We start from the raw sequence: 10,975 nt of genomic DNA on the forward strand, positions 1-10,975 counted from the left end.
AACAATCGGCCTATAATAAAAATCAATTCAAGAATTGGCAGTACTGATTTATCATTTAAAATAACTTTTAGAGCAATTAAATAACCTCTCAGCAGTTTTTTTAACCGTTAAACATATGGACACATATTTTTTTTAGAAACCAATGTATCTTTATTTTAACTTTTTCATCCCTTTAATCAATGAAATATACGCTAAACATCCTAATTGAAGCTCCTTTAGAGGTTTGTGCCAAAAAGTTTAGCATAACAGAACAAATGATTCATTGGCATCGCGGCTTGGTTTCAGTAGAGCATTTATCTGGTACCCCAAGTAATCTTGGAGCAAAAATGAAATTGCAATACAAGATTGGGGGCTTCGAGCTAGAGCAGGTTGAAACCATCACCCATGTTAACTTCCCCCATGAGATCCACTGCTCGTATGCCACCCAAGACATGGAGCATCTTCAAGATAACTTTTTTACGGCCACTTCACATAACCGAACGCAATGGGTAAGTATAAATGAATGTATGCCTCTAAATTTTAACATGCGCATGAAACTATGGTTAACACCCAAAATATTTAAGAAACAATCGTTGCTGGCCATGAAAGATTTTAAGAACTTTGTCGAAAAGGGAATTTCCGTTGAAGATGCGTAAACTAAAATTAATCTGGGATTTTAAAGGTCCAGAAGGCATTAAGATTGCCGAACACCATGCTATCCATTTAAAGGAGTTTATCGAAGCTGAAAATTACAAGAACCTTACCACCGGTTTTGAAGCGCTTAATGAGTTTCATGCGATAGCATTTTTAATCACTCCAGAAGAACAGATGAGACCACTTAGAGATGCTTTAAAACCCCATCGTGGACAAGTTGCAGAGTAAGATTTCAGACTCCATAATTCATAAAATAATATTTATGGACGCTTGAGTTTTCAATTTCCACAACACTCATATCAATGGATCAAAAACCAACATCTAAAACAACTATTCATACAGTTAAGCAGCTTATTATATTGGATTCAGATCAATAGACTTTTAGCAATTCGTATAAATCTTCAACCTAATCCACTAGTTGATTGGGTATTGAGAAAACAAAAAAGCCCCATTAAAAAACGAGACTTTTTTATCATATCCCCTGACTTAGGCGTTGTTAATTATCAGTCTTGTGATGTCTTAACTGTATTTTTAAGTCCAAAAACTGAATTCAGAACATAAATATATGTCGTTTCTCAGTAATGAGCGGTATAAGCGATTCACACAACCCCGATGAAAAATCGGGATTGGTTCTCTGGGATGCTTCGGCCGGGCTCAGTATAAGCGATTCACACAATCCCGATGAAAAATCGGGATTGGTTCTCTGGGATGCTTCGGCCGGGCTCAGTATAAGCGATTCACACAATCCCGATGAAAAATCGGGATTGGTTCTCTGCTTACTTTACATCCATTAACTCCACATCAAAAACCAAGATGGCATTTGGAGGAATCACACCACCAGCACCTTGTGCACCATATCCTAAATCACTTGGAATGACCAAACGTGCCTTATCGCCTACTTTCAATAAACAAATGCCCTCATCCCATCCAGAAATCACTTGACCAACACCTACTTGAAAATCTAAAGGTTGGTTGCGTTTGTATGAAGAATCAAAAACGGTTCCATCGGCCAACTGCCCTTTATAGTGTACAGAAACCATTTTGCCTTTTTCAGCTGCTTTTCCGCTGCCTTTGTTAATTATTTTATATCGCAATCCACTACTTGTCTGCTCAAAACCAGCGGCTAATTTATCAAGCTCAGCTGCTCTCGCTTTGCGCTCTTCAGCAATGCGTTTTTCTCTCGATCCTTCAAAGGTTCTAAACGCTTCAACGGCATTAAAGTCTTGGGCGTCTTTACCTTGTCTGATGATCTCCAATTTCTCAATGACATCACCTTGCACAATGGCATCAACCACATCCTGACCTTCAGCAACGTTTCCAAAAACCGTATGCTTGTCATCCAGCCAAGGGGTGGCAACATGGGTAATAAAAAATTGGCTTCCGTTAGACCCTGGTCCCGAATTAGCCATAGATAAAACACCCGGCGCATCGTGTCTTAAATCCTGATGAAACTCATCGTCAAACTTATACCCTGGATTTCCTGTTCCAGTACCTTGTGGACAACCGCCCTGAATCATAAAATCAGGAATCACACGATGAAATTTCAATCCATCATAAAAAGGTTGCCCTTGTGCCTTTACAGAATTTTCTAAATCTCCTTCTGCCAAGGCTACAAAATTACCTACCGTCCCTGGTGTTTTTTCGTATTCTAAATTCACTAAAATATCACCTTTGTTAGTGATGAACTTTGCATATAAACCGTCTTGCATTATTTCTTGTTTTTATTTAAGGCTGCAAAGATACAAATTGATTTGGAAATTTTGATGGATGAGTCAGAGTTATAGGTTATGAGTCAATAACCGAAGACCTTCCAAATCATTCGGTTTTGACGATGCTTTTTAAAAAAAATGACTCGAATGATTTTGCTATCCTATAAATAGCACTTAATTTTGCAATAAATAAATTTAAATTCTAAATAACAATGAAAAAGTTAATCTTAGTATTTTTAGTAGCCCTTGCATTTAGCTGTGGCGACAAGAAAAAAGAAACACCTGCAGCTACAACTACAACTGATACAAAAGTTGAGAAAAAAGCACCTGCTGAAGATCCAAATGTGGCCGTTTTGACCATTGAGGGTAATGACCAAATGCAATTTAACAAAAAAGAACTTAAAGTTAAAGCAGGTCAAAAAGTGAAACTTACTTTGAAGCACGTAGGCAAAATGGATATACAAGTTATGGGTCATAACTGGGCTTTACTAACCCAAGATGCTGATGTTGCTACTGTAGGAAACGCTGCTGCAATGGCAAAAGACAACGACTATATCCCAGCGGATATGACCGACAAGTTTATTGTCCATACAAAAATGATAGGTGGTGGAGAAACTACTACTATTGAATTTGACGCTCCTGCTCCAGGAACCTACACGTATATGTGTACATTCCCAGGGCACTACGCTTTGATGCAAGGAAAACTTATCGTGGAATAATATAACACGAGCAACTTAAGACTGAGCAATTTATATGAAGTCTTAGGAATCATTTTAATTTAAAGTGCGAATATTGCACTTCTATGGAAAAGGCCGCAGATTATTGCGGCTTTTTTTATTCCTCTTCAAACCTCACAATTTTGTAGAACCTAAATGTGTCGGAAGCCACACTTGAAAGAGTTCAGTACTTACATGGTACGACTCATTTTTAAAAAACTTGATATTTGATTATTTTAATAATACATTTACCACTCTTAAAAACTCATTTATAAAAATGTCTCAAACTGTTTTAGAATTAAAAGATGTCTCCATATTTCAGGGAGATAGCATGGTGCTGTCTGAAGTTAACGTTGAAATGAAAAAAGGCGATTTCGTATATCTCATTGGTAAAACAGGTAGTGGTAAAAGTAGTTTTATGAAAACGCTTTACGGAGACCTTGAACTGAGCAAAGGTGAAGGCCATGTTGTGGATTTCGATTTACGTACTTTAAAAGAGAAAGACATTCCGTTTTTAAGACGAAAATTGGGAATTGTATTCCAGGATTTTAAATTATTGCCGGACAGAACTGTCAATGGCAATTTGGAATTTGTCTTGAAAGCTACCGGCTGGAAGGATAAAAATAAAATCAAGGAACGTGTTGAAAAGGTTCTCGATAAAGTGGCCATGAAAACTAAGGGATTTAAATTTCCACATGAGCTTTCGGGCGGTGAGCAACAGCGTATTGCCATTGCAAGAGCCTTATTGAATGACCCCGAACTTATTTTGGCCGATGAACCTACTGGAAATCTAGATCCGCAGACCAGTATTGAAGTCATGGAAGTCCTACGTGAAATCAACAAAAATGGCAATACCATTTTAATGGCCACCCATGATTATGCACTTCTTTTGCGCTACCCAAGCAAAACCTTAAAGTGTGACGAAAATAAGGTTTTTGAGGTTGTACAGCGTAAAGGTTAAATCCCAAACCACTCAAATAACCGTTTAAACAATGGTGGCTTAGTTTCAGCATCCTTTACACCTTGGAACTCAACGATGAACACGCCAAAATTTGTAGGCGATTTTTGAGCGAGAGTATTATGCAACGGGTATTCCAGTTCTTTCAATCCGAGGGGGAAATTAATTTGCCCAGATGCACCTATTTTCCCTGAACGAATAATTTTATTTGGATTTTCCGCATCATAAATTTTATAGGCCACCCCCTTTTTAAGTGAATATTTCGAAAAATCAATAGCTACGTCCCTTGCTGTCTTATCCATCAAGACAACCTTATAGGTATTGGCACGATTGGCATAGGCAACAATATTTTTATATGGTTTGACCTCGGCATTTTTGATAAAGCTCCACGTACTGTTAGCATCCAACTGAAAGTTCTTTTGCCAATCGGCCATTCTGTAATCTTTATGCTTGAGGACTCTAAAGCCATCCGAGCGCCGGGTGTAGTATGTGTTGTAATCAAAGTCCCAGTTTTTATGGTTTTCCAAAATATTAGAATATAAATGCACATTTCCAGTGTAAACAATATTATTTTTAAAAGTCAAAGACTCAGCGTACAAAATATTTAACCCGTTATTTTTACCAACAATCAGGTTGTTTTCAATAAGAACATTATTTACTGGCGCATTTTTATTCCATCCCAAATGTAGAGACGTGCCATCTCCAAAATTATTTTTATCCTCAAAATCAATATTATGATAGAGCACATTATTTCTTAAGGTGATGTTTTTTGCCACATTTATTCCATCATTATCATCTGAAGCAATAATCACATTCCCTTTAATCGTCTTAGACGGTGAGCCATTGTTAAAAACGACATTATCTGTCATTTGCACGTTTTTTACAAATTCAAATTTGGAACCTGAGGTTGCCGACCAGATTTCGACCCCCTTGTAGTAGTTGTTAAAAATAATATTATTGGTAATCTCCCTCATCTTTTCAGTTTGATTTTGAACATACAAACCTACGCCACTGCCCCTTGATTTAGACATATAACCATTGTTATAAATCATGCACCCTTCTATTTTTGATCCTCCGGTCAATTTCCACGAACCCATTCCAGAACCAGGCATGTTATGGATTTTGAGATTGATAAATTGGCAGTCTTCACCAGAAATATGGTTGACTCCAGTAATTCCTTTAAAATTCTCATCCGTACTATCTCTCGAAAAATCACCGAGGCAAGTCACATCAAAATTCTTAAAGATGACTTGTTTTCCCCTAACCTCCAACACATAGCCTTTATTGTTTGGAATGTTCCCATTCAAAACCACCTTATCTGTTTTAAACGCAGATACAGTTACAAAGGACTTGGACACGGTGCTTTTCAATGTACTTATAAATTGTCCTGTGTAAATCCCTTCATGCAACCAAATCGTGTCGCCACCGTTGACAATATTTGTTTTTTGACTCAAGGCCGTTTGTAAGTCCCACGGATTGGAAAGGCTTCCGTTTCCTGAAGGTTTTCCATTTGGAAATACGTGAAATTCCCGTTGGGCATTGACAAATGAAATAGATAGAAGTCCGAAAAGTAAGAGGTAAATATTTTTCATAAAACAAAAAATACAATTACTATACCAATCACTTAGTCTTCTTCTTATAAATATGCGGGTTTTTACGGATCCCTTTTTTAAAGATTTTCCTGACTAGCATTCTTAAATGCGCATCAAGATCTAAAATGACGTTTGTAAAGGTGTCTTCTGGACGCCCTCTAAATTTGGTCACATGAAACTTATCTGTAGATTTTAATGGCGAATCGCTAAAATAATAATTGGAAATGCAACATCTGCTGCCATCAACAATGACTTTATTTACGGAATGCCATGACGTATCGTGTGTGGCCATAACCACCAATCGGTTAAACTTACTTTCTATGAGCACAGGTTTTTGTTTTGGACCATTAGGCCACACTTCCAAATGCCCTCCGTTTTCCAATTTCCAATCTGGAGTAACATAGTAGAGCAAGTTCAAAACCCTCCAGCGCTCACGTTCGGCATCATGCGAATTATCTAAATGTGGATGTAAAAAATTGTCTTTTGCCATTAACGATAAGCCTCCTGCATATAACGACTCGTCAGCATAAAGTGAATCAATTCCGCAAATTTCACCAATAAGCGTTACAATCTTTTGGTCTTGAAAGGCGTAGATAACGGCTTCCAAAAACGGATCGTGTTTATCCATTTGTGCCGATACATGCTTATATTCCCTCATGCTTTTGAGACAGCGCATTTCTGGAGGATCTGGAAAAACCTCATAACATTTTTGCGCAATGTCTCCAGGCAAAACGTCATCAATATAAAAAAAGCCAATTTGAGATTTGGTCTTATTATACGCAGCCGTCAAAGCCATTTGCTCACTTTTTATTTTAGTATAGATGCGTTCTGAAATTTCATTGGACACAGAAACATTCATAGTTGTACTTTATTTATAGATTTGATGCAATTTAAATATTTTATGACGAAGACCTCTTTAAAGCCTTCAAAAAATGTATTTTTAAACTCTTATTCTCTTTAAATGATTTCGGTATTAATTCCTGTATATAATTACAACATCGTCCCTTTGGTTGAGAATCTCCATCAGCAACTTACAGAAACTGGAATTATCTTTGAGATTTTAGCTCACGATGATGGCTCTACCAACCAAGCCTTTATTGAGTCCAACCAATCTATTAATAATTTAGAATACACCTCTTATCATATTCTAAATAAGAACATAGGCCGAAGTGCGGTGCGGAATCTATTGGCAAAGAATGCAAGTTTTGAGTGGTTGTTATTTCTAGATGCTGATGTCTTACCAAAAAACAGAAATTTCATTTCCAAATACCTACGATCAATTAGCACAAATTCAGAAGTTATTTATGGTGGTATTGTATATACTGAAGAAAAGCCAGACCAAACTAATTTACTACGCTGGGTATATGGCAACAAACGTGAGGCGCTTACTTCAGAAGAACGAAAGAAGAATACGTATGTAACGTTTTTAACTTTAAATTTTTTAATTCATAAAAGTGTGTTTTCCAAAGTATCTTTTAATGAGAACATACCCAATTTAAGACATGAGGATACCCTTTTTTCTTATAACTCAAAGTTAAAAAACATAAACGTAGAACATATTGAAAACCCAACCTACCATTTAGGTCTGGAAGACAGCAACCAATTTTTCAAGAAATCCATGGAGTCGGTTGATGTTTTGTTTCTGCTTTTAAAACAAGGACTCATTCCAGGAGATTATACCAAAATCTCGCGAAACTTTTTCAAGCTCAAAAGACTCGGATTTCATTATGTATTAGCCATAATTTACAAGTTATTTAGAAGCCATTTTAAGAGGAATTTACTTTCTAACAAACCCTCATTATTCATTTTTGATTTGTGCAGATTAGGTTACCTTTGCACTCTTTACATTCAATAAATGTCGTTTTTCTCCATAGTCATTCCGCTTTACAATAAGGAAAAGCATATCAAGGCCACAATAGAAAGTGTGTTGGCACAAACTTTCAGGGACTTTGAAGTTATTGTAGTCAATGACGGATCAACTGATGGAAGTGAGGCTGTGGTAAATTCAATCTCTGACCCTAGAATCACTTATTTTAAACAAGATAATAAAGGCGCCTCCTCAGCTAGAAACGCAGCCATCTCAAAAGCAAGTGGACCGTATCTTGCACTTTTGGATGCTGACGATCTTTGGCAAGAACACTATCTTGAAACTATAAATCAGCTTATTAAATCCCATCCTGACCACCATGTCTTTGCGGCCGCAGTAAATATAGAAACGTTAAATGGTATCATCCGCTCAGTTTACTCTATCAAAAATATTAAGGACAAAGAAATTTATATTGTCGATTATTTTGAATCAAGCTACATCAATACAGTGCTGACCAGCTCAAGTACTGTTGTCCACCAGAGTGTTTTCGACAGAATCGGCACTTATGATACTTCTCTAAAAAGCGGACAGGACACAGATTTATGGATCCGTATTGGAATACAGTACAAAGTTGTTTTCATCAATGATGTGCTTGTCACCTATCGCTATGCGAAAGAGAGTCTTTCCAACAGAACAAAGCGATCGGATAAGCCGAAATATGACAATTATCTAAAATTTGAAGCAACCAATCCGGGCTTGAAAAAATTTATAGACTTGAATCGATTTTCTATGGCCATATTATCAAAATTAGAAAATGATCGCAGCAGTTTCAAAAGATTCGAAAAAGAAATCGATTATAACAATTTGAATAAAAAACAGCAGTTTTTATTAAAACAACCCACCAGTGTAATTCGGTGTTTACATTTTTTCAAAAAACGAATGCAGCATTTTGGGATTCATTTAAGTGCTTTTAAATGATTTAAAATCATCATAATCCCTGATATAATCATCTTCATCAAACGTATCAGACGCCAATACCAAACAGACGGCTCCAGAGGAAAAATTATCGAGTTCACGCCACATCATCGTAGGAACGAGCAGGCCTTTATTGGGCTGGTTCAACATGATTCGTCGATTTTCAAAACCATCGTCCAAAACCACTTCAAAACTGCCGCTCAGGGCAATCAAAAATTCGGTCTGCTCTTTATGGGCGTGCGCTCCCCGATAGGCCCCAGTTGGTACATCGTATAAATAATACACTCGTTTTATGTCGAACGGAATACACTCTTTTTCTATAACGGCGAGATTTCCTCTTGTATCTTCAATTTTGGGGATGGTTATCAGTTCTACTCTTTTCATGACTTTAAGATATTTGACCATTGCGCTCCAATGATTTTTTGATTCAGATGGGCTACGCTTTGTTTGCTGTTTGACTTACAGGTGTTGTATATATCCGGACCCAACAAAAACCGGTCAAAAGCTTGCGCTAGAGCTTTAGGGTTATGATTTTCTACTAATAGTCCGTTTTTTTCGTGATCAATAATTTCTGATGGTCCACTTTTACAGTTTACTGAAATGATCGGGGTTCCCACAGAAAGCGCTTCTATCAAAACCATCGGAAATCCTTCATATCGACTGGTCAATACCAAAAATAAGCTGTCTTTTAACATGTAATAAATGTTTGCCGTAAAAGGAAGTATTTTAATCTGATCTTGAAGCTTATATGAATTGATTTTTTGCTGCACTAAATCCTTGTCATCCCCATCTCCTACTATATAAAGTCGAACCCCATTATCGGACAATTGTGATTGATTATACGCCGCAATCAACAATGATAAATTCTTCACTTTTTCATCTATTCGACCCAAAAAAAGAATATAAGGTTTTTGAATTTCAATTCCATTTTGTTGCTTTTTGAAACTCTCAACTGAATTATAAATGGTCAGTGCATTTTGTGTCTTGAATTCTGAATTGATCCTTTCAGAAATGGCCTTAGATACTCCAATCATTTTATGGGATCTCTTAATCATTGATTTTGCCATCCAATTGGCCTTGGTTAGGTAATTTTCAAGTTTCCAACTGTGAACGAGATAAATAAATTTCAGGTTGAGATAGACATAATTTAAATATATCCATTCTATCACCACTGAACGTCTCGCTCGGGTATCAATGATATAGTCGAAATTTTCTTTTATTAGATATTTTCTTAATTTTTGAGTCCGACGAAGCCGTTTCCATGGATTATCTGAACCTGTTTTATCCAATCCTAAATTAAAAAGTTTCCCTTTAAATTCATAGTCGATCTCATCATTGAGCAACACCACATGCACGTCAAAACCCTCGTCTTGGAGCATCTTGGTTAAAATCGCAGTTGAACGCTCAGCTCCTCCTTTAGCTAAAGAAATAGACACCAAACATATTTTCAATTTAGGTTCTGCCAAAGAATCCATTGCTAACAACTACCTTTATTTTGATTAAGTTTACAAAATCAAATATACAATTAATGAACATTCTTTTAATTGGTGAATACAGCCGTTTGCACAATTCCTTAAAAGAAGGATTGATAAAACTAGGCCATAACGTTATACTAGTTGGTACAGAGGATGGATTCAAACAGTTTCCCGTCGATTACAATTACGGCGCATCATTTTTTTCTCGATCTAAATTAAAATCATTCTCAATTCTGATCAACCGACTGACCAGCTTAAATTTACCACAAATTGAGTCTGCTATTAGGTTTTACAGACTATTACCTAAGTTAAAAGAATTTGACACGGTCCAGCTGATTAACGAAAACAGCATTAAAACAAATTCGACGCTCGAAATTTGGTTACTTAAAAAGATAATTAAAAACAATAAAAAAATGTTCTTACTTTCGTGCGGAATAGATCATTTAAGTGTCAAATATGCCTATGATAAAAAGTTCAAATATTCAATCTTAACACCATATCATGAAAATCAAAATTTAAAGGACTATTATAAATTCATTCTTTTGAAACTTCAGAGACCTGCCATCAAACTACATGATTTTATTTTCAAACATATAAACGGCGTTCTTGCTTCAGATATTGACTACCACTTACCGTTACTCAACCACCAAAAATATTTGGGATTGATTCCAAATCCAATAAATTACAACAAAATAGAATTCATCCCTTTGTCTATTACTAATAAAATCATCATTTTTCATGGGGTCAATTCACAAAACTACATTAAAAAAGGAAATGTGTTCTTTGACGAGGCCCTTAAGATCATTAAAAATAAATTCCCCGATAAAGTCAAAGTAATAAGAACCGAAGATATCCCATATAATGATTATATAAAGGTTTATGATGCCTGTCATATTCTATTAGATCAGGTTTATGCTTATGATCAAGGTTATAATGCATTAGAGGCCATGGCAAAGGGCAAGGTAGTATTTACTGGTGCTGAACAAGAATGGTTAGACTATTACAATATTGAAGCTGATACTGTTGCAATCAATGCATTGCCGGACGAAAATAAAATTTCAGCAAAATTGGAGTGGCTGATTTTAAATCCTGAAAACATATTGAATATAT

At 36.2% G+C, this 10,975-nt stretch carries 12 protein-coding genes; 7 read left to right on the forward strand and 5 right to left on the reverse strand.

Features of this window, described 5'->3' with window-relative positions; genetic code table 11:
• Positions 1–179 precede the first annotated feature (179 nt).
• Positions 180–635, forward strand: a complete 456-nt coding sequence (locus MWU32_RS02060; RefSeq protein ID WP_246937325.1) for an SRPBCC family protein — start codon at positions 180–182, stop codon at positions 633–635.
• Entirely contained in the window at positions 628–861 is a 234-nt protein-coding gene (locus MWU32_RS02065) for a hypothetical protein (protein WP_246937328.1), read from the forward strand. Before MWU32_RS02060 ends, MWU32_RS02065 begins: the two co-directional genes overlap by 8 nt.
• Before the next feature lie 548 nt (positions 862–1,409).
• Here MWU32_RS02065 and MWU32_RS02070 read toward each other — a convergent pair.
• A complete protein-coding gene (locus tag MWU32_RS02070; protein ID WP_246937330.1) occupies positions 1,410–2,342 on the reverse strand; it encodes a peptidylprolyl isomerase in 933 nt (310 codons plus the stop codon).
• Between the two features lie 212 nt (positions 2,343–2,554).
• Here MWU32_RS02070 and azu point away from each other — a divergent pair, with 212 nt between their 5' ends.
• The gene (gene azu, locus MWU32_RS02075; RefSeq protein WP_246937332.1) at positions 2,555–3,061 is read left to right on the forward strand and encodes an azurin; all 507 of its coding nucleotides are present in this window, start codon (positions 2,555–2,557) and stop codon (positions 3,059–3,061) included.
• Positions 3,062–3,335: 274 nt separating this feature from the next.
• Positions 3,336–4,019 (forward strand): cell division ATP-binding protein FtsE, encoded by a 684-nt coding sequence (locus MWU32_RS02080; protein WP_246937334.1) that lies wholly within the window; start codon positions 3,336–3,338, stop codon positions 4,017–4,019.
• Here MWU32_RS02080 and MWU32_RS02085 read toward each other — a convergent pair.
• Together MWU32_RS02085 and MWU32_RS02090 are read right to left on the reverse strand one after the other, a co-directional pair.
• Positions 4,016–5,608: a right-handed parallel beta-helix repeat-containing protein gene (locus tag MWU32_RS02085; protein ID WP_246937336.1), complete on the reverse strand. Its 1,593-nt coding sequence runs from the start codon at positions 5,606–5,608 to the stop codon at positions 4,016–4,018. The two genes, MWU32_RS02080 and MWU32_RS02085, sit on opposite strands and share 4 nt — an antisense overlap.
• Before the next feature lie 28 nt (positions 5,609–5,636).
• Complete coding sequence (locus MWU32_RS02090) at positions 5,637–6,467, reverse strand: 2OG-Fe(II) oxygenase (RefSeq protein ID WP_246937339.1); 831 nt, start codon at positions 6,465–6,467, stop codon at positions 5,637–5,639.
• A gap of 102 nt (positions 6,468–6,569) precedes the next feature.
• Between MWU32_RS02090 and MWU32_RS02095 the strand changes: the two genes are divergently transcribed.
• On the forward strand, positions 6,570–7,463 hold the full coding sequence (locus MWU32_RS02095) for a glycosyltransferase family 2 protein (protein ID WP_246937341.1): 894 nt from the start codon (positions 6,570–6,572) through the stop codon (positions 7,461–7,463).
• Positions 7,464–8,393 (forward strand): glycosyltransferase family 2 protein, encoded by a 930-nt coding sequence (locus MWU32_RS02100; protein WP_246937342.1) that lies wholly within the window; start codon positions 7,464–7,466, stop codon positions 8,391–8,393. It abuts the gene before it with no gap.
• On the opposite strand, the gene MWU32_RS02105 is transcribed toward MWU32_RS02100, so the two are convergent.
• Together MWU32_RS02105 and MWU32_RS02110 are read right to left on the reverse strand one after the other, a co-directional pair.
• The gene (locus MWU32_RS02105; RefSeq protein ID WP_246937344.1) at positions 8,376–8,774 is read right to left on the reverse strand and encodes a sugar 3,4-ketoisomerase; all 399 of its coding nucleotides are present in this window, start codon (positions 8,772–8,774) and stop codon (positions 8,376–8,378) included. The genes MWU32_RS02100 and MWU32_RS02105 overlap by 18 nt on opposite strands.
• Positions 8,771–9,865 carry a glycosyltransferase gene (locus MWU32_RS02110; protein WP_246937348.1) on the reverse strand — a complete coding sequence of 365 codons (1,095 nt, stop codon included), beginning with the start codon at positions 9,863–9,865 and terminating at the stop codon, positions 8,771–8,773. Before MWU32_RS02110 ends, MWU32_RS02105 begins: the two co-directional genes overlap by 4 nt.
• Before the next feature lie 53 nt (positions 9,866–9,918).
• On the opposite strand from MWU32_RS02110, the gene MWU32_RS02115 reads away from it, so the two are divergent.
• Positions 9,919–10,975: glycosyltransferase family 1 protein (locus MWU32_RS02115; protein WP_246937346.1), on the forward strand; the 1,057-nt coding region annotated here is incomplete at its 3' end.

The organism is Gelidibacter sp. F63206 (assembly GCF_023015735.1).